The sequence below is a fragment of the Nesterenkonia populi genome (genome assembly GCF_007994735.1).
GTDB lineage: Bacteria > Actinomycetota > Actinomycetes > Actinomycetales > Micrococcaceae > Nesterenkonia > Nesterenkonia populi.
This window is the reverse complement of record NZ_VOIL01000001.1, coordinates 743,330-761,387: the sequence shown is the minus strand read 5'-3', so window position 1 is coordinate 761,387 and position 18,058 is coordinate 743,330. Positions and strand designations below refer to the sequence as shown.

Annotated in this window: 16 protein-coding genes; 8 read left to right on the top strand and 8 right to left on the bottom strand. The window is 69.1% G+C overall.

Annotated elements, in window-relative coordinates; all coding sequences use genetic code 11:
* The first annotated feature begins 104 nt into the window (after positions 1-104).
* Positions 105-1,499 (top strand): cytochrome P450, encoded by a 1,395-nt coding sequence (locus tag FWJ47_RS03590; RefSeq protein WP_147104207.1) that lies wholly within the window; start codon positions 105-107, stop codon positions 1,497-1,499.
* A 109-nt stretch (positions 1,500-1,608) separates the two neighbouring features.
* On the opposite strand, the gene FWJ47_RS03585 is transcribed toward FWJ47_RS03590, so the two are convergent.
* A complete protein-coding gene (locus FWJ47_RS03585) occupies positions 1,609-2,094 on the bottom strand; it encodes an Lrp/AsnC family transcriptional regulator (RefSeq protein WP_246126145.1) in 486 nt (161 codons plus the stop codon).
* 135 nt (positions 2,095-2,229) lie between these two features.
* Between FWJ47_RS03585 and ald the strand changes: the two genes are divergently transcribed.
* The gene (gene ald, locus FWJ47_RS03580; protein WP_147104204.1) at positions 2,230-3,318 is read left to right on the top strand and encodes an alanine dehydrogenase; all 1,089 of its coding nucleotides are present in this window, start codon (positions 2,230-2,232) and stop codon (positions 3,316-3,318) included.
* 84 nt (positions 3,319-3,402) lie between these two features.
* Here ald and FWJ47_RS03575 read toward each other — a convergent pair whose 3' ends face one another.
* Positions 3,403-4,821: an ROK family transcriptional regulator gene (locus FWJ47_RS03575; RefSeq protein ID WP_147104201.1), complete on the bottom strand. Its 1,419-nt coding sequence runs from the start codon at positions 4,819-4,821 to the stop codon at positions 3,403-3,405.
* 128 nt (positions 4,822-4,949) lie between these two features.
* On the opposite strand from FWJ47_RS03575, the gene xylA reads away from it, so the two are divergent.
* A complete protein-coding gene (gene xylA, locus FWJ47_RS03570; RefSeq protein WP_147104198.1) occupies positions 4,950-6,131 on the top strand; it encodes a xylose isomerase in 1,182 nt (393 codons plus the stop codon).
* 17 nt (positions 6,132-6,148) lie between these two features.
* Positions 6,149-7,621: a xylulokinase gene (locus tag FWJ47_RS03565; protein ID WP_147104196.1), complete on the top strand. Its 1,473-nt coding sequence runs from the start codon at positions 6,149-6,151 to the stop codon at positions 7,619-7,621.
* Positions 7,622-7,670: 49 nt separating this feature from the next.
* Here the strand turns inward: FWJ47_RS03565 and FWJ47_RS03560 are convergent, their stop codons facing one another.
* Positions 7,671-8,762 (bottom strand): acyl-CoA dehydrogenase family protein, encoded by a 1,092-nt coding sequence (locus FWJ47_RS03560; protein WP_170228463.1) that lies wholly within the window; start codon positions 8,760-8,762, stop codon positions 7,671-7,673.
* A gap of 5 nt (positions 8,763-8,767) precedes the next feature.
* Complete coding sequence (locus FWJ47_RS03555; RefSeq protein WP_147104190.1) at positions 8,768-9,352, bottom strand: OsmC family protein; 585 nt, start codon at positions 9,350-9,352, stop codon at positions 8,768-8,770.
* 135 nt (positions 9,353-9,487) lie between these two features.
* Between FWJ47_RS03555 and FWJ47_RS03550 the strand changes: the two genes are divergently transcribed.
* Genes FWJ47_RS03550 through FWJ47_RS03540 form a run of 3 tightly spaced genes read left to right on the top strand, consistent with a single transcriptional unit; the run spans position 9,488 to position 12,404 of the window.
* Positions 9,488-10,735, top strand: coding sequence for an ABC transporter substrate-binding protein (locus FWJ47_RS03550; RefSeq protein WP_170228462.1), 1,248 nt, complete (start codon positions 9,488-9,490; stop codon positions 10,733-10,735).
* Complete coding sequence (locus FWJ47_RS03545; RefSeq protein ID WP_147104183.1) at positions 10,732-11,571, top strand: ABC transporter permease; 840 nt, start codon at positions 10,732-10,734, stop codon at positions 11,569-11,571. The genes FWJ47_RS03550 and FWJ47_RS03545 overlap by 4 nt, the downstream gene beginning before the upstream one ends.
* A gap of 14 nt (positions 11,572-11,585) precedes the next feature.
* Positions 11,586-12,404: an ABC transporter ATP-binding protein gene (locus FWJ47_RS03540; RefSeq protein WP_147104180.1), complete on the top strand. Its 819-nt coding sequence runs from the start codon at positions 11,586-11,588 to the stop codon at positions 12,402-12,404.
* Here the strand turns inward: FWJ47_RS03540 and FWJ47_RS03535 are convergent.
* The 4 genes from FWJ47_RS03535 to FWJ47_RS03520 form a co-directional block, all read right to left on the bottom strand.
* Positions 12,353-13,432, bottom strand: coding sequence for an NAD(P)H-dependent flavin oxidoreductase (locus tag FWJ47_RS03535; RefSeq protein WP_147104177.1), 1,080 nt, complete (start codon positions 13,430-13,432; stop codon positions 12,353-12,355). The two genes, FWJ47_RS03540 and FWJ47_RS03535, sit on opposite strands and share 52 nt — an antisense overlap.
* 157 nt (positions 13,433-13,589) lie before the next feature.
* Complete coding sequence (locus tag FWJ47_RS03530) at positions 13,590-14,201, bottom strand: TetR/AcrR family transcriptional regulator (protein ID WP_147104174.1); 612 nt, start codon at positions 14,199-14,201, stop codon at positions 13,590-13,592.
* Positions 14,198-16,417, bottom strand: coding sequence for a YhgE/Pip domain-containing protein (locus FWJ47_RS03525; protein WP_147104171.1), 2,220 nt, complete (start codon positions 16,415-16,417; stop codon positions 14,198-14,200). The genes FWJ47_RS03530 and FWJ47_RS03525 overlap by 4 nt, the downstream gene beginning before the upstream one ends.
* Positions 16,414-17,001 carry a hypothetical protein gene (locus FWJ47_RS03520; RefSeq protein ID WP_147104167.1) on the bottom strand — a complete coding sequence of 196 codons (588 nt, stop codon included), beginning with the start codon at positions 16,999-17,001 and terminating at the stop codon, positions 16,414-16,416. Before FWJ47_RS03520 ends, FWJ47_RS03525 begins: the two co-directional genes overlap by 4 nt.
* A gap of 119 nt (positions 17,002-17,120) precedes the next feature.
* Between FWJ47_RS03520 and FWJ47_RS03515 the strand changes: the two genes are divergently transcribed.
* Positions 17,121-18,026: an ATP-grasp domain-containing protein gene (locus tag FWJ47_RS03515; protein ID WP_147104164.1), complete on the top strand. Its 906-nt coding sequence runs from the start codon at positions 17,121-17,123 to the stop codon at positions 18,024-18,026.
* Positions 18,027-18,058: the final 32 nt, after the last annotated feature.

The window sequence follows — 18,058 nt, the reverse complement described above, 5'->3', positions numbered from 1 at the left end:
ACGCAGCTTACTGTGGCGCAGATCATAGTACCAGCGAACGCTCAGGTCAGCTTGGTTGCCTGGGGAGGGCATCCGCACCCCAGCGACAACGGAGCTGCACCCTCATGTCTGAGCCTCTTCCCGACAAAGCCCCGCCCGCACGCCGCCGTGTGGAATCCGTCTTCTCCGCGGAGCCCGATGCCCGGCAGAACCCGCTGCCCCGAGCCAACCCCCTGGAGACCCTCCAGATCCTCCGGGACGTCGAACTGCCCATGATCGCCAAGGGCCCCATCATCCGCCGCCCCAAAGTGGTCGGCCTCGTGGAGCGCACCGGCTTCGAGGCCCGGGCCGTCAGACGCATGCAGACCATCGCTGGCCGCTACGGCTCCGGCCCCCTCATGCTCTCCCTGCCCAAGAACATGGCCACAGTGCTCGACCCTGAGCATGTCCACCGCATCCTCGACGCCTCGCCCGAGCCCTTCGCCCCCGCCGAAACCCTCAAACGGCACGCCCTGAAGCACTTCGAGCCCAAGGTCGCCCTCATCTCTCACGACGAGGAGCGCACCCAGCGCCGCCGCATGAATGAGTCCGCCCTCGACAACAACCATCCCATCCACCGGATGGCCGAGACCTTCATGCCTGCCGTCCGCGAAGAGGCGGAGGCTCTGCTGCGGGACGTCGACGCCCAGGGCGGCACCCTGAAGTACATGGACCTCCTCGACGCCTGGTTCCGGGTGGTCCGCCGGGTGGTCCTCGGGGACTCCTACCGGGACGACAAGCAGCTCACCGAGCTCATCGAGAAGCTGCGCGCCGACGGCAACTGGGCATTCCTCAAGCCGGTGGACAAGTCAGGCCGGCAGGACCTGCTGGACCAGCTCCACGCCGCCCTGGACAAGGGTGAGCCCGGAAGCATCGCCGCCTTCATGCGGGACATGGACTTCGGCTCCGAGGACCAGCCGGCCGAACAGATCCCGCAGTGGCTCTTCGCGTTCGACCCCGCAGGCATGGCCACCGCACGCGCCCTCGCCCTGCTCGCCGAGCATCCGCAGGAGATGGCCAAGGCCCGCAAGCAGATCGCCGCAGAGGGCGACGAGACCGCTCCGATGCTCCAGCAGCTGCGCGGCTCGGTCCTGGAGTCTCTGCGCCTGTGGGCGACGACGCCGATGATCCTGCGGGAAACCACCCAGGAGGTCGAGTTCGAGCACGGAGTGATGCCCGCGGGCACCACCGTGCTCATCTTCGCCCCGTTCTTCCACCGCGACGACCGCAACCTCGACTTCGCCCACAGCTTCTCTCCCGAGATCTGGGAGGAGCCCCGCACCCGGGACGACTGGCCGCTGCTGCCGTTCTCCGGGGGCACCGGAATCTGCCCCGGCCGTCACTTGGTGCTGCTGCTGACCAGCAGCTTCCTCGCCGAGATCATCAGCGCGAAGGACGTGTCCCTGACCAGCCACGACCTCGAGCCCGGAAACCTCCCCGGGCTTCTCAACAACTTCGCCCTGGAGTTCCAGCTGACCTGACCGCCGGGCGTCAGCCCTTCACGGGCGAGAGCCGGGCGAAGCATTCACGACCACGGCCGGCCGCTCTCTGCGTCCGGCTCATACGGCATGCCTCGCCGGGCTGGCGCTCCTAGTCCATGAACGGCAGCCCGGCCCGCGCCGTGTGGTGCTCAAAGACGAGGTTCGTCTCTGTGAGAGCAACGGCAGGGTTGGACGAGAGCCGCTCGATGACGAATGTCCTGACATGCTCGGCGTCGCGCACCTGCACGTGGATCAGGAAGTCCTCCGTGCCTCCCAGGATGAAAAGCTGGGTGACTTCTGGGTGCTCCCTCAGCTCCTCTGACATCTGCTCCATGAGATGCCGTGCGCCCGGCCGGAGACGAACGCTGACGAGCGCCTGAAGGTGATAGCCCAGCACGCGGGGGTCCACGTCGAGCGTGAAGCGGGAGATGATGCCCCTGTCCTTCAGCGCACGCACGCGGGCTGAGCACGCGCTGGGAGACAGCCCTACCTTTCGAGCAAGCTCTGCGTTCGGGATGCGCGCATTGGAGTTGAGCTCCTCCAGGATCCGACGGTCTGTGAGGTCCAGCATCGGCTCATGATCAGCGGCCGGCAAAGCTTACACACTCCTCGTTCAGGACGATCAACGAAATTTTAGTGATGATAGCGCAGATTATTCTGCTGACCCACCATTCGGCTGGACTATCAACCATGATTAGAGGGTCTTATCGTCGATTGTTTGGAGATACTGATGCGAGTAGGGATTCCGGCAGAGGTGAAGAACCACGAATACCGTGTGGGGCTGACTCCGGCTGGCGTTGACGCGCTGAGGAGGAGCGGGCACGAAGTCGTCGTGCAGTCTGAGGCCGGCAGAGCGTCCGGCTGCGCAGACGAGGACTACGCGGCAGCCGGGGCGGACATCGTCCCCTCAGCGGAACAGGCGTGGGCGGCGGACATGGTGCTGAAGGTGAAGGAGCCGGTCCGGGAGGAGTACGGATTCCTGCGTCCTGGACTGCTGCTCTTCACGTACCTCCACCTGGCCGCTGACAAGCCCCTGACCTCAGCGCTGCTGGACGCTGAGACCACCTCTATCGCCTACGAGACCGTGCGGGACCAGAACGGACTGCTGCCGCTGCTGACCCCCATGAGCGAAGTCGCCGGCAGGCTTGCCGCTCTCGAGGGAGCAGCGCACCTCAAAGCTGCCGCCGGCGGACGGGGCATCCTGCTCTCCGGGGCCCCCGGTACCGCGCCTGGAAAAGCTGTGGTCATCGGCGGAGGCGTCGCCGGGGAGAACGCAGCCCGGGTCGCCCAGGGGCTCGGGGCTGAGGTGACGGTGCTCGACATCTCCCCCTCCCGGCTCCGGGAGCTTGATGCACGGTACCGCGGAGCGATCCAGACCCGGCTCTCCACTGCCTACGAGATCGCAGAACAGGTTGCGGACGCAGATCTCGTGGTCGGATCTGTGCTCATCCCGGGCGCGGCAGCCCCCAAGCTGGTCACCAAGGAGATGATCAGCAGCGCGAAGCCGGGGACCGTGTTCGTGGACGTGGCCATCGACCAGGGCGGCTGCTTCGAAGGCTCCGTCGGAACCACGCACGATGCACCGACCTTCTCCCTCGGCGATGCGGTGATGTACTGCGTCACCAACATGCCGGGGGCCGTTCCGGCGACCTCTACCGCCGCACTGACCAACGCGACCCTGCCCTACGTGCTGAAGCTGGCCCAGCACGGGTGGGAAAAGGCCGTCGAGACCGACCCCGGACTGGCGAGCGGCCTCAGCACCGCACACGGCGTGCTGCGGAGCCGGGAAGTGGCGGCGGCCCACGGTCTGCCCATGTGAGAGGGCCGGAGAGCCGCTCCGGGACGGCTCGCCAGGGGTGCCCGTCATGGCGAGTCCAGTGCACCCTTCCTGCTGTGCCGCCTCCTATGCGGCCGGCACCCAGTCCTGGGGTGCTTCGATGACAGCGCGGAGGGCACGGAGGGCGCCGCCGCTGGCTGCGGGGGAGAGCCCGCTGCGGGATTCGCGGACACGGAACTCGCAGAACTCGGCGGCCAGGACCCGCTGCCGCAGCTGAGCTTCGATGCAGGAGCGGAGCAGATCGGTGAGCGGAGCGAACTCGCCGCCGAGGACGACGTCGTGCACGTCCACCAGGTTCACCGCCCCGGAGAGCGCAACCCCGAGAGCTTCCCCCGCCTGGGCGACGGCGGCGCGGGCCTGAGCTGCGGCGTCGTCGTCGCCCTCGGTCAGTGAGACGAGATCTTCAGCGGTGCCCGTGGGGCTGAGCCCGGCGGCCTGCAGCAGGCTGTGCTTGCCGGCGTAGACCTCCAGGCAGCCGGTGGAGCCGCAGCTGCACTGGGGGCCGGAGGGCTCCACGGTGAGGTGGCCGATCTCCCCGGCCCAGCCGTGGGGGCCTGGGTCGACGAGCCCGTCCACCACCACCGCGGAGCCGATCCCAGCCTGGGCGGAGAGGTAGATGAAGGTCTGCTCAGTGAGGTCCTCGGCGGTGAGCTCCTCGGCGACGGCGAGCGCGGCGAGCTTGGCCTCATTGACCACGAGGGCGAACCCCGGGCGCTCCGGCCAGCCTGCCCCGAACGCGTCGATGACGTCCACGGACTTCCACCCAAGGTTGGGGGCGTAGAGCAGGGAGCGTTCGTCGCCGGCGACCAGGCCGGGGATCGCTGCGACGGTGCCGACCACCCGTGCGCCGGTTTGCTGGGCTGCGGCGGCGACCCGGCCGGCGAGCGCGCCGGCGCTGCCCAGCACCTGGGCGGGGTCGGAGTCGCGGTAGTCGCCTTCGATGATCTCCTCGGACAGCACCGCCCCGGTGAGATCCAGGGCTCGGGCGGCCATGAAGTTCACGTTGACCTCCACCCCGAGGCCCGCGAGGGTCTTCCGGGCGGGGGTCAGCGGCACTGCGGGCCGGCCGCGGGCGCCCCCGACGACGGGGGATCCTTCGCGGACGATCCCGGCGGCCAGCAGCTCGTCCACCAGACGGGAGACCGTGGAGCGGGTCATTCCGGTGCGGATGCTGAGGTCTGCCCGGGAGAGAGGCTCGGCGGCGGCGAAGATCTCTTCGGTGAGGACCAGCAGGTTGGCCTCCCGGAGGGTCTCCTGGCGGGCGCCGGGGCGGAGCGCTTCGCCGTTGCGGGGCCGGTCGCGGCGCTGGGGGCGGGCAAAGTCGTTCTTGCCGCTCTCCTGGGTCTCGGCGACGAGCCCGCGGGAGAAGGACCTCCGCCCCAGTCGGGCAAGCTCGCCGGGAACCGGCGCGGCGGCGGGGCGCGCAGCGGTGTCGTCCCGCACTGCCGTGTGCGGCTCGTCGCTGGTCGCCGTGCCCTGAATCACGGACTTGATCTTAGCTCCTGCAGCATTTAGGTTTCACCTAGAAACAAAATGAGTCGGCAATCACACCCCGGCACCGCGGACACCCGCTGATCCCACCACATCCCTGACACGATCCCTCGGAGGAACCGATGGCAACGACGCCAGCATCCGACTACAAGTTCTCCTTCGGCCTGTGGACCGTGGGCTGGACCGCCCGCGATCAGTTCGGCGAGGCCTCCCGCCCTGAGCTCGAGCCCTGGGAGTACCTCCCCAAGCTCAAAGAGGCCGGAGCCTCCGGCGTGACCTTCCACGACGACGACGTGGCGCCCTTCGGCACCGACGACGCCGCGCGGGAGAAGCACTTCTCCAAGTTCAAGCAGGTCGCCGATGAGGTCGGCCTGAAGGTGGAGATGCTCACCACGAACACCTTCTCCCACCCTGTCTTCAAGGACGGCGGCCTGACCTCCAATGACCGCTCCGTGCGCCGCTTCGGCCTGCGGAAGCTGCTGCGCAACGTGGACCGCGCCGCCGAGTTCGGCGCTGAGACCTTCGTGATGTGGGGCGGACGCGAGGGCTCCGAGTATGACAACGCCAAGGACCTCCACGCCGCCCACGAGCGCTACGCCGAGGGCATCGACACCATCGCCGGCTACATCAAGGAGAAGGGCTACGACCTGCGCATCGCGCTGGAGCCCAAGCCCAACGAGCCCCGCGGCGACATCTTCCTGCCGACCATCGGCCACGCCCTGGGCCTGATCGCCGAGCTGGAGAACGGCGACATCGTCGGCCTGAACCCGGAGACCGGGCACGAACAGATGGCGGGCCTGAACTTCACCCACGGCATCGCCCAGGCACTGTGGGCCGGCAAGCTGTTCCACATCGACCTCAACGGCCAGCGCTCCATCAAGTACGACCAGGACCTCGTCTTCGGCCACGGCGACCTGATCTCAGCGTTCTTCACCGTGGACCTGCTCGTCAACGGCTTCCCCAACGGCGGCCCCACGTACGACGGCTGGCTGCACTTCGACTACAAGCCCTCCCGGACCGACTACCTGCAGGGCATCTGGGACTCCGCGGCCGCCAACGTCGAGATGGTCACGCTGCTGGCCGAGAAGGCAAAGGCCTACCGGGCGGACCCGGAGGTCCAGGAGGCGTTCGAGGCAGCCGGCATCCACGAGCTCGCCGAGCCCACCCTGGCCGCCGGCGAATCCGTCTCCGACCTGCTGGCGGACGAGTCCGCCTACGAGCAGTTCGACGCCGAGAAGGCGGCCGAGCGAAACTTCGGCTTCGTGAAGCTCAACCAGCTGGCCCTGCGCCATCTGGTGGGCTGACCATCTAGGCTGAGCGCATGACTCTGGTCGCAGGCATCGACTCCTCCACCCAGTCCTGCAAGGTCGTCATCCGCGACGCCGAGTCCGGCGCGCTGGTGCGCCAGGGCTCCGCCAAGCACCCCGACGGCACTGAGGTGAGCCCTCAGGCCTGGTGGGACGCGCTGCTGGCAGCGATCGAGCAGGCCGGGGGGCTCGACGACGTCGCCGCCGCGTCGGTGGGCGGCCAGCAGCACGGCATGGTGGCGCTCGACGCTGACGGCAGCGTCATCCGCGACGCTCTGCTGTGGAACGACATCCGCTCCGCCGACGCCGCTGAGGCCCTGATCGCTGAGCGCGGGCACGTGGTGGAGGGCTCCGACACCGCCAACGCCCTGATCAACGGGGCCGCCGCCTGGGCTGAGGCCACCGGTTCGGTGCCCGTGGCCTCCCTGACGGTGACCAAGCTGCGCTGGCTGGCTGATGCCGAGCCCCAGAACGCGCAGAGGGTCGCCGCCGTCGCGCTCCCCCACGACTGGCTGACCTGGAAGCTCTCCGGCTCGAAGGCCCTGGAGGATCTCGCCACAGACCGTTCCGAGGTCTCCGGCACCGGCTACTGGGACACCGCACGCAGCCGGTACCGCTACGATCTGCTCGCCCAGGCGCTGCGGGTCACCGAGGACGCCGCCCGGGCGATCGTCCTGCCGCGGGTGCTGGGCCCCCACGAGGCGGCCGGCGCCGGAGACCCCAGCCGCGGCTGGGGTGGGATGGTGCTGGGCCCCGGAGCCGGGGACAACGCCGCCGCCTCCCTCGGCATCAATATGGGGACCGGGGACGTCTCGATCTCCATCGGCACCTCCGGAGTGGTCGCCGCAGTCTCCCCGAAACCGATCCAGGACCCCACAGGACTGATCAACGGCTTCGCCTCCGCGACCGGGGAGCACCTCCCGCTTGCCGTCACCCTGAACGGCTCGCGGGTGCTCGACGGGACGGCCCGGATGCTCGGCGTCGACCACGACCAGTTCGCCCAGCTGGCGCTCTCAGCGAACCCGGGCGCCAACGGCCTGACCATGATTCCCTACCTGGAGGGTGAGCGCACCCCGAACCTCCCGCAGGCCACCGGCTCGTTCGTGGGCATGTCGCTGACATCGATGAACCCGGCCGACGTGGCCCGCGCCGCCGTGGAGGGCCTGCTCTGCGGGCTGGCCGACGGCCTGGAGGCCCAGACCAGGCTGGGCGTCCCGGTGAATTCGATCCAGCTCATCGGCGGGGCGGCCCGCTCCCCGGCGGTCCAGCAGATCGCACCTGCTGTCTTCGGACGCGAGATCCTGGTGCCGGAGCCGGGCGAGTACGTCGCCGACGGTGCCGCACGGCAGGCAGCCTGGGTGCTCTCCGGAGCCGAGCAGCCGCCCTCGTGGAATGTCTCCCCCCTGCAGACCTTCACCGCCGAGCCCACCCTCGGCCTCCGTGAGATCTACAGCAGCCGCCGCCATCTCTACGCCAAGCGAGGCTGAGAAGCCCTGCGGCAGCCGCAGCGGCTGAGCGCCGCATGATTGATCCAGCTCAGCGGCCCTTGGCGATCTCCCAGCGCAGCTGAGCCTCTGAGGGCGACTGCACCGGAAGGAACAGCGACTCGCGCAGGCGGCGGTTGGCGTCAGAGGTGACCACGTACCCTCTGCCGCCGGAGGTCTTTCCCTCCAGCGCTGCCAGGGAGACGGCCAGCTGCCCGGCTTTCAGACGCAGCCGAAGCACATCCTTGCGCTCCGCCGGGCTGTCGGTGCCCACGGAGCGGGCAAAGCCTCGCAGGGTCTCTTTGGCGTCCTCCAGCTCGTCCTTCAGCTGGCAGAACTCATCGAAGAAGACCTCGTTGAGGCCGGGCAGGTTGGCCCGCGCCATCCGGAAGCTGGCGGTGGCCAGGCCCATGCAGAAGGCGGACTGCAGGATGGCGAACGTGGGACGGCACCGGCCCAGGAATCCGTAGAAGTCCGTGGAGAGGACCTGCTCCTCAGGGATGCGCAGGTCCTCAACCTTCACATAGGTGGAGGCGGTCCCCTGCAGCGCGAGCAGGTCCAGATCCTTGCCGACCTCCACGCCGTCGCTGCTGAGCCAGAACGCGACGATGGTGGGAACAGCGTCTTCGGAGCCCTCGGTCTTGTCCCAGGCAGCGGAGACGACGAGGGCATCCTCGTAGAGGTTGGAGGCCCAGGGCAGGCGCCCGCTGATCACGAGGTCGTCGCCCTCACGCACCAGGCTGAGGTCCAGGGTGCCCGCGCCGGCGAAGGTCTTGAAGGCAGAGGCCATGCCCGAGACTCCGGGCACGGAGCCGGTGCGCAGCCGCGGCAGGACGGAGCGCGCCCACTCGGTGTCGGCCGCCGCCAGGTACTCGATGCCCATGCGGTGGCCCCAGAGTGCGAAGCCGCTGGCCAGCGACCGCTCCGCGAGCGCCTCGACGACCGCAGCCTGGTCCAGCAGCCGGCCTCCCGTGTTGGCGGGCGCGCCCAGGTCCAGCTGACCTGCCCGTCCGAGAGCCGGAAAGATCTCGCGGGCGAAGGCCTCCCCCTGGTCCACGGCCAGGGCGTTCTCCTTGGCTGAGGCGAGCGCCTCCGCGGGCACCTCGACCGCAGCCAGGGGCTGCTCAAGTGCGGGCTGAGCCATCCGAATCAGCCGTGGGAGGAGGCGTCGCCGTCGGCCTCGGCATGACCGGCTCCCACCTTGAGGCTGGTCTCGAAGGTGGCAGGGCGGGAGAAGGTGTTGACCACCGGGGACCATTTGATGGCGCTGTCGGTGATGGCCTGGAGAGTCTCCTCGTCGGCGTCGCCGTCCAAGTAGACGTGCATGTCCACGTGGGAGACGCCGAGGACCTTGTCCTCGGCGAGGTCGCCCACGCCCCACGCAGCCGAGATGTCGATCCTGCCCTCAAGCTCCACCTCGACCTTGGTGAGCTTCACCCCGCGCTTGGTGGCGTTGGCGACCAGGCCCACGGAGACGCAGGAGCCCAGGGCGCCCAGGGCGATCTCGGTGGGGTTGGGGGCCTCGTCGTCGCCGAGCAGCTTGTGCGGCTCAGAGATCAGGTAGCCCTCATGGTCACGGACGTAGTTGTAGTTCCGGAAGCCGGAGTCCAGCACGGTCTTGGACTTGACGACCTTATGGCCGTGCTCCGGCTGCTCTATGTTCTTGGCAGCCAGGCTGTCCAGGCCCTGGGAGTCGATTCCGTTGAAAGTGCCGGTCACAGAGGTCTCGGTCATCAGCTGTACTCCTGAGGTGATGGTGGTGCTGATCTTTGCCCGGAATGCTAACCGGCGGGAGACTCCGGGGGAAATGTCTCGCCACATTACGAGACAGCTGGTGCGCCGATGTTCGCAGTCTCTAGCATCCACCGCATGGACAATCACCCCGGCCGTGCCCTCACCCGGCGCCGCCTGCTGAGCCTGGGCGTCGGCGCCTCCGCGGCCGCGCTGCTGGCCGGATGCTCCCCCGATGCCGAGGAGCCCGCCGGGGGCGGAGGCGGCGGTGCCGCCTTCGAGCCGAGCCTGTCCGCGCCCGAGAACCTGGAGCAGACTGACATCACCGTCGGCTTCGTGCCGATCACCTGCGCCTCCCCGATCGTCAACGCCGCGGCGTTGGACATCTACAGCCACTACGGCCTCAACGTCACCCTGAGACGCTACACCGGCTGGGGTGAGCTGTGGACCGCCTTCGTGGCCGGCGAGCTGGACGCCACACAGTTCCTGGCACCCATGCCGCTGGCCATCCACCACGGCTTCGCCTCCGGCCAGCGGAACATCCGACTGCCGTATGTGACCAACATCAACGGAAACGGCATCACCGTCTCACAGCGGCTGGCCGGGCAGGTCAACGGCCCAGAGGACTTCAGGGGCCTGAGGATCGGGCTGCCGTTCGAGTACTCGGTGCACTACCTGCTGACCATGGACTACCTGTCCTCCGGGGGCCTCGACCCGCACTCCGACGTCGACCTGCGCATCATGCGCCCCGCAGACATGGTCACGGCTCTCTCGGTGGACCAGATCGACGCCTTCTGCCTCCCGGACCAGTTCAACCAGCGCGCGGTCGCTGAAGGGGTGGGCTACATCCACACGCTCACCAAGGACCTGTGGGAGGACCATCCGTGCTGCAGCTTCGCCGTCGGGGAGGACTTCGCCGCGGCGAACCCCAACACATACACAGCCCTGCTGCGCGCCATCGGAGACTCCGCCCTGTTCATCGACGACCACGACCACCGGGCCCAGACCGCGGAGCTGATGGCTCAGCCCGCCTACCTGGGCCTGCCGGAGCCCGTGCTCACCGCGGTGCTGACGGGCAACTTCCCGGACGGCACCGGCCAGGAGCACTCCATTCCGGACCGCATCGGCTTCCAGCCCTACCCGCATGAGTCCTATGGGACCTGGATTCTCGACGCCCTGCAGCGCTGGGAGCTCACCGGCGGGCAGCAGTTCACCACGGGCGCCGAGCACTCCGCCGCGGTGGCTGACGTGTTCGACTCGGCGTCGGCCGCTGAGGTGCTCGAGGAGCTCGGCAGCGTCACCGAGGAGCGCAGCGCCGAGTCCGTCCTCGGCCGGACCTTCGACCCCCATAACCCCCTTGAGTGGAGCGAGCAGACCGCATCATGACGACCGCCTCAGAGAAGAAAGCATCCCCGCAGGCGCTGCAGGACGCCGCCCGGCGCGAGCGCACACAGCACCGTCTGCGGGCCGCAGCACTGTTCGTCGTGGCCTTCGCGGTCTTCATCGGAGGCTGGCAGCTGCTGACCACCGGGTACGACGACGGTGGGCTGGCCCCCACCCCCGCCGCCAGCTGGGAGCGTCTGGTGGAGGTTCTCGCCGGCGCCTTCACCCATAATCCTCCGAACGACGTCGGCATCCTCTTCCACCTGCTGGCGTCCCTGCAGCGCGTGATCCTCGGGTTCGGCCTCGCCGCGCTGGCGGCGATCCCGCTGGGACTGCTGCTGGGAACCAGCAAGACCATCAACGCTGCCCTGGACCCGTTCATCCAGGTGCTCCGTCCCGTCTCTCCGCTGGCCTGGCTGCCCATCGGCCTGGCCCTGCTGCGCGACGCTGAGGGCACCGCCGTGTTCGTGATCTTCATGGCCAGTCTGTGGATCATCCTGATCAACACGATCGACGGGGTGCGGCGGGTCAATCCCCTCTACCTTGACCTCGCCAGGACCCTGGAGGCGACCTCCGCCAACAGGACCCTGAAGATCCTGCTGCCGGCCACCCTGCCCGGCATCGTCACGGGTCTGCGCACCGCACTGTCCACCGCCTGGCTGGTGATCGTGGCCGCGGAGATGATCGTCGGCAACCGAGGGATGGGCACCTTCGTCTGGACGGAGTGGAACGCGATGAACATCAACAGCATCGTCGTCGCGATCCTCATCATCGGCGTCGTCGGATTCGTCCTGGACCGCTCCATCGCCCAGCTGCACCGGCTCACCCCGAAGAATTAGGAAGACCACCGCACATGACTGCCACTGCTCCAGACACCGCAGCCCCCGAGGCTTCCGTCCCCGCGCTCGCCGTCGAAGGCGTCACCAAAGGCTTCCCGCACCGTAAGCGCGGCTTCCAGCCCGTGCTGGGCGAGACCTCCTTCACCATTGAGAAGGGCGAGTTCGTCACTATCATCGGAGCTTCCGGATCCGGGAAGTCCACACTTCTGAAGCTGCTGGCGGGCCTGGAGAGCCCGGACGAAGGCACCATCCGGCTCACCGGCGAGCCTGTCACCCGGCCCAGCCGGCGCCTCGGCGTCGTATTCCAGCAGCACGTTCTGCTGCCCTGGATGACCGCCAAGCAGAACGTCCTGTTCGCGCTCGACGCCGACGGCTCCTCCGAGCGCTCCGCGAAGGACAAGGAGCAGCTCGCCGACTACTGGCTGGAGCTGGTTCAGCTCTCCGAGGCGAAGGACATGAAGCCGGGGCAGCTCTCCGGAGGCATGCAGCAGCGGGTCGGGATCGCCCGCGCCTTCGCGCTCGAATCGGAGGTGCTGCTGCTCGACGAGCCCTTGGGCGCACTCGACGCCTTGACCCGGCACGCCCTGCAGCTGCAGCTTCTGCACCTCTCCGAGCAGGAGAAGCGGACCTCCGTGCTGGTCACCCATGATGTGGACGAGGCGCTGCTGCTCTCCGACCGCATCCTGGTGCTCTCCCCCGGCCCGGAGGCGAAGATCGTCCGTGATGTCCGGGTGCCCTTCGACCGGCCCCGTGACCGGGACAGCATTCAGGCGAGCCAGAACTATCTCGCACTGCGCCGCGACCTGCTGAATCTCCTCACCGACCAGTCCTGACCCGCGGACGCACCGGCCGCGAGCCCATCAATGACGCGCGCGACGGGCCCTTCCGGGGCCTGCCGGTACCCGGTGCCGGCCCAGAGGTGAAGCCGCTCGGAGTCACCTGCCTGTCCCGCTGCGGCCCGGAGGGGCTTGGTCAGGTGGTGCAGGGCCGGGTAGGCGGTGGGCGCCGAATCCTGGTGCCGATCGATGAAGCCGTTGCGGAGGGCACGGGCGGGACGACCGGTGAACGCCCGGGTCAGCACCGTCTCCTCACGGCGGGGGTCAGCCAGGGCAGCCCGGTGGGCGGCGGATGTGCCGGCCTCATCCGTGCGCAGCAGCAGAGTGCCGACGGCGACGGCCTCAGCCCCGGCCTCGAGTATCCGCAGCACCGCCTCGGGCCCGTCGACTCCGCCAGCGCCGATCACCGGAAGGTCCACCGCGTCGAGGACCTCCCGCACCAGCTCATCGGTCTCCTTGGGCCTCGGAGTGCGGAACGGGTCGTGGGCGGCGCTGTGACCGCCGGCTCGTGCCCCCTGGACCGCCAGACCGTCGGCGCCGGCATCCCGCGCGGCCTGAGCCTCTCCCGGGGTCGTGACGCTGATCAGCACCCGTGATCCTGCCTCCTGCAGGGCGGCGATCTCTGCGGGCCGAGGGATCCCGAAGGTCATGGAGACCAGCGGCACGGGGTGCTCGATGAGCAGCTTCAGCTTGGCGTCCCAGTGGTCATCGTCCGTCACCGGCTCCGACTCAAGGGTGAGCCCATAGGCCGCGGCCTCCGGCTGAAGCTCGGCCGCGTAGGCGCGGAAGGCGTCCGGATCAGGGGTGCGCCCCTCGGGCACGAACAGGTTCACTCCGAACTGGGCGCCGAGGCGCCGCGCTGCCTCCATCTCGCCGCTGAGCGCCTCAGGGGTCTTGTAGCCGCCCGCGAGGAAGGGGAGCGCCCCGGCGTCAGCGACCGCCTCGGTCAGGGCCGGTCCGGTGGGGCCGCCGGCCATCGGCGCTGCCACGATCGGCAGCCGGGAGCGGATCAGACGACTCGGCATTGAGCCTCCTTGCAGAAGAATTGCGGCGCTGAGGACTCTACTCCGACGCGGCCCAGGCCGAAACAGGCGTCCGTCGAAAAATCCAGCGCTGCTGACTTATCCGCGTCCTATGCTCAGCAGATGATCCAACAGCGCAGGGATGAATGCGGCGGGAGGCTCACGGGCCGCTGGTGGCGATGCGCAGCAGGGCATCCACGCAGGCTTCCGCGCTCCAGTCCGGATGCACAGTCATCCGTTCGATGCTCAGCGTCACGGCCGCGGAGAGCAGCGCGGTGGCCGCGATCTCCAGGGTGTGGCGAGGGGTGAGGCTCTCCCCGGCAGCCCTGCTCCGCTCAAGGTGCTCGATCCGGTCGGCCAGCAGGGAGACGATCGCCTCCTTCTCCGCGCGCAGCTGGTGGCTCTCGTCGCCCTCCCGCTGGGCGAGCGCGAAGGCCACCAGCCCGGTGAACGAAGAGTGGTCCTCGAGGAAGCGGAATGCGGCGGCCACCTGGGTGCGGAAAGCCTCCCGAGCGTCCTCCGGGGTGGGACCCTCCCCCTGCAGGCCGTCCATCAGCTCCTTCATCTCTGCTGCGCCGTGCACCAGGATCTCCCGGACCAGGCTCTCCTTCGAGGAGAAGTGGTAGTACACCGAGCCTTTGGCGACGCCGGCCAGGCGGGCGATCTCCTCCACCGTGTGCTCCTGGACGCTGCGATGATCATCCAGGGCCATCATCGCGCGGAGGATCCGAACCCGCGCGGAGGCCTTGGGCTCAGCTGCTGTGACGCTCATGCAAGCTCCTCGATCGGCGGACGAAGGCGTTCCAGGTCCCACATCCTATGTTTCTTCACCGCCAGCCACAGAACGGCCAGTCCGACCGCGGCGGTGACGCCCATCGCCGCCAGAGCTCCGACGACCGCCCCGGCGTCGGCCCCATAGATGACGTGCCGCAGCCCGTCGGTGACATAGGTCAGCGGCAGCACCGGATGGAGGAGCTCCAGCGCACCGGGCAGGGTCTGGGCGGGGAAGGTTCCTCCGGCGGCGACCAGCTGCAGCACCAGCAGCACGATGATGACGAACTTCCCGGGGTTGCCCAGCAGCATCACCACCCCTTGGACCAGGGCGGTGAACGCGGCCGAGGCGGCCAGCAGCACGGTCAGGGTCAGCATCGGGTGCACCGGCTGCAGGCCCACTGCGAAGACGACGACGCCGTAGAGCAGCAGCGCCTGCACCGCCCCCAGGGCCAGGAACGGCAGCCAGGAGCTGAGGGCGACCTTCAGGCTGGAGGCGTTCGAGAGCAGCGCCCTGGCTGAGGTGGGGCGCAGCACCTGCATCATCACCAGCGTCCCGATCCACAGGGCCAGCCCCATGAAGAACGGCGCCAGTCCTGCGCCGTAGGAGCCGGCCTCCGACTGGGCGGACTGATTCACGTTCAGAGGGTTGCCGATGACTTCGCTCACCTCGGCGCGCTCCCCCTCGTCAGGGTTGGGCACCTCCTCGGCGCCGTCGCCCAGGGCTTCGTTCAGCTCCTGCGAGCCTTCGGCGAGCTCACCGGCACCGTCCTGCGCCTCGATCAGCCCGTCGAGGAGCTCCCCAGCTCCCTCATCAAGGTCTGAGGCGCCTTCGGACATCTCGGACACGCCGTCCTGCAGCTCGCCGACCCCGTCGTCGACGGCGGAAGCCCCCTCGGAGAGCTCCTCCGCGCCTTCGCTGAGCTCGCCCGCGCCGGAGAGAGCCTCCCCCACCCCGGAGGACAGCTCGGGCAGGGCATCGGCGAGCTCTGAGGCACCGGAGGTCAGCTCGGAGCTGCCCGAGGCGAGCTCCGCGGCACCATCTGCCGCCTCGCGGGCGCCTGAGGCCAGCTCATCCACCGATTGCTGTGCCTCCGTCAGGCCGGTCCGGGCTGACTCGGCGCGCGCGGCCAGCTCCGAGTCGTCGAGGGTGTCGCCCAACGCCTCGGCGGCCTCGTCGCGCTGCTCCTCCTCGATGACCCCTGCGTCGATGAGACTCTGCGCACTGTCCTCCGCGCGGTCTGCGGCGGCGCCCTCCACCTCCTGGAGCGTCTCTGCGGCCTCCTGGGACGCGTCAGCGAGCTGCTCGTTGCCTTCGGCGACCTGCTCGGCGCCGGTGCTCAGCTCACCGAGTCCCTCGTCGAGCTCCTCCGCGCCCTCGGCGAGCTCACCGACTCCCTCCTGAAGCTCTCCGACGCCGGTGCTGACGGCCCCGAGCCCGGTGTGGAGCTCACCGGCACCGGTCTGAAGCTCCTCCGCCCCGTCTTCGAGCGCGCCTGCGGCATCGCGGAGGGTGACGAGGCTGCTGCTGAGCTCGCCCACGCCCTCGTCGAGCTCGCTGGTGCCCTCGGTGAGCTCTGCGGCACCCTCACGCAGCTCAGCGGTCCCCTCCTCAAGCTCCTCGCTGCCGGAGTGCAGCTCGCCGGCCCCCTCCTCCGCGTCGAGCAGCTCCTGGCGGATGCGGCCGAATCCGGTGAGGATCTGGTCGGCGGTCTCTCGGCCGACCTCCTCGCTGATCGATTCGTGCAGCTCCCCCGCCAAGACCTCCACCACGCTGGAGAGCAGATAGTTGTTGGCCTCGTTGACGAGGATCTCCAGCTCGGCCTGCTCGGCCGACTCAAGATCCTCCGGCGAGGCGAGCGCCTCGGAGAAGCCCTCCGGGATGATGAGCGCGAACTGGTGGTCCCCGCGGTAGGTGCTGGCTTCCGCGGCCTCCTCGGTCTCGACGGCCTGCCAGCCGAAGGAGGCGTCCTCGAAGAGGTCCTCAACGACCTCATCGCCGATCACCCGATGCTCGCCGTCGAACTCCGCACCGGCGTCGAGGTTCACCACGGCGGCGTCGACGTCCTCCATGCTCCCGTAGGGGTCCCAGTTCGCGTAGAGGTAGACGGCGCCGTAGAGGACTGGGATCACAGCGAGGCCGATGACGGTTTTGATGGGGTCAAGCCCGCTGAGCAGGCGCTTGACCTCGGACAGCGGGTGGGCGAACAGGCTCACAGGGGCACCTCGGGGGCGTCGCTGAGGATCGCGAGAACGGCTCTGCCCTCACCTGCGGCGCCGTGCAGAGTCTCCGCCAGCTCAGTGCCGGGCAGGCCGCGCCGGTCCGGAGACTCGACGACGGCGAGACGCACGGCTGGGTCGCTGAAGGCGAGCTCGGTCAGCAGCCAGAGCCGCAGCTGCGCATCGATCGCTTCGACGGGCTCCCCGGCGAGGTCTGCGGCGTCGTGCTGCTTCAGCCACTCAGCGGCAGAGGGGCGCCTGTGCCTTCGGGAGCGCGGCTGGAGGCCGAGCGTCTCGGCCACCAGGTCCTTGACCTTCATGTGGTGCTCGGCCGCGGTGAGCCCCGGGGCGTCCACCAGCGCAGATGCCCGGCGCAGAGCGGCGAGGTCCTCCTGCTCATCGATGAGGACCAGCCCGGCATCGGGCACCATCCGGCCGGAGGCCACCAGCCCCAGGGCGTTCCGGCCCAGCGGCGAGGGGACGACGACGGTGCCCGCCTCAGCGCTGCCGAGCTCCACGCTGACATCGCTCAGCAGAACCCCGTGGTGGTCCTCCACCCCTGCATCCACCAGTTTGAACATGGCCGCCATGTTACTGAACTGACCGGTCAGTACAAAATGAGGCGCTTGAGCTTCGCTGCGCGGAGATAGGGATAGCCTGGGGCCCGGCTCCGACGGCGCCGACGAAGAACAGCGAAGGGATGAGGCGTGTGAGCGTTGTGCAGGTGGGCATCGTCGTGACCGACCGATACCGGCCCGACGATGAGGACAACGACACCGGCCCGCTGATCCGGGCCCTGGAGGAGCGCGGCGTCTCTGCGGAGCCTGTGGTGTGGCACCGGTGGCCGGCTGATGCTGAGGACGCCGCGCGGTTCAGCCTGCTGGTGCTGCGCTCCCCCTGGGACTACCCGCAGCGGGAGCAGGAGTTCCGCCGCTGGCTCCAGCAGGCGCAGGAGCACGTCACCGTGCTGAACCCTCCCGCGCTGGTGACCTGGAACCTCGACAAGCTCTACCTCCGCGAGCTCGAGGAGCGAGGGATCGCCCTCGTTCCCACCGAGTGGGTCACGGACGCCTCGGAGCTCGACGCCGCCCTCGCGCGCCGCGGCAGCGACTGGGCGGTGATCAAGCCCTCCGTCTCTGCCGGCGCCGAGGACACTGAGCTGCTGCGTGCCGACTCCCCGGCGGCGAAGAGCCTCGGCGAGCGGATTCTGGGCCTCGGACGGACGGTGATGATCCAGCCGGAGATCCCCGAGCTCTCCGAAGGGATGGAGAAGGCGCTCTACTTCATCGATGGGGCCCACACGCATACGATCGCCAAGGGGGCGCTTCTCGCCCGCGGCGGGGGCTTCCGCGGAGGCCAGTACCTGGAGAACCCGCAGCCGGTGACGGCGAGCGAGGAGGAGACCGCCTTCGGCGCCGAGGTGATGCGCGCCGTCGAGACAGCGACCGGCGGCGAAGCACCGCTCTACGGCAGGGTCGACATGGTGAGCTCAGCCGAGCACGGCATCGTCCTGCTGGAGGTCGAGCTCTTTGAGCCGGCGCTGAACCTGCACCGTGTCCCCGACGCCGCCCGCTCCCTCGCCGAAGCGATCGCCGATCGCCTCTGAGGCGGGCTCGCCGTCAAGCAGCGGCTGCCGCT

Coding starts and splice junctions, on each gene's coding strand:
- FWJ47_RS03590 (WP_147104207.1), top strand. CDS start 105: ATGTCTGAGCCTCTTCCCGACAAAGCCCCGCCCGCACGCCGCCGTGTG.
- ald (WP_147104204.1), top strand. CDS start 2,230: ATGCGAGTAGGGATTCCGGCAGAGGTGAAGAACCACGAATACCGTGTG.
- xylA (WP_147104198.1), top strand. CDS start 4,950: ATGGCAACGACGCCAGCATCCGACTACAAGTTCTCCTTCGGCCTGTGG.
- FWJ47_RS03565 (WP_147104196.1), top strand. CDS start 6,149: ATGACTCTGGTCGCAGGCATCGACTCCTCCACCCAGTCCTGCAAGGTC.
- FWJ47_RS03560 (WP_170228463.1), bottom strand. CDS start 8,762: ATGGCTCAGCCCGCACTTGAGCAGCCCCTGGCTGCGGTCGAGGTGCCC.
- FWJ47_RS03555 (WP_147104190.1), bottom strand. CDS start 9,352: ATGACCGAGACCTCTGTGACCGGCACTTTCAACGGAATCGACTCCCAG.
- FWJ47_RS03550 (WP_170228462.1), top strand. CDS start 9,488: ATGGACAATCACCCCGGCCGTGCCCTCACCCGGCGCCGCCTGCTGAGC.
- FWJ47_RS03545 (WP_147104183.1), top strand. CDS start 10,732: ATGACGACCGCCTCAGAGAAGAAAGCATCCCCGCAGGCGCTGCAGGAC.
- FWJ47_RS03540 (WP_147104180.1), top strand. CDS start 11,586: ATGACTGCCACTGCTCCAGACACCGCAGCCCCCGAGGCTTCCGTCCCC.
- FWJ47_RS03535 (WP_147104177.1), bottom strand. CDS start 13,432: ATGCCGAGTCGTCTGATCCGCTCCCGGCTGCCGATCGTGGCAGCGCCG.
- FWJ47_RS03530 (WP_147104174.1), bottom strand. CDS start 14,201: ATGAGCGTCACAGCAGCTGAGCCCAAGGCCTCCGCGCGGGTTCGGATC.
- FWJ47_RS03520 (WP_147104167.1), bottom strand. CDS start 17,001: ATGTTCAAACTGGTGGATGCAGGGGTGGAGGACCACCACGGGGTTCTG.
- FWJ47_RS03515 (WP_147104164.1), top strand. CDS start 17,121: ATGAGGCGTGTGAGCGTTGTGCAGGTGGGCATCGTCGTGACCGACCGA.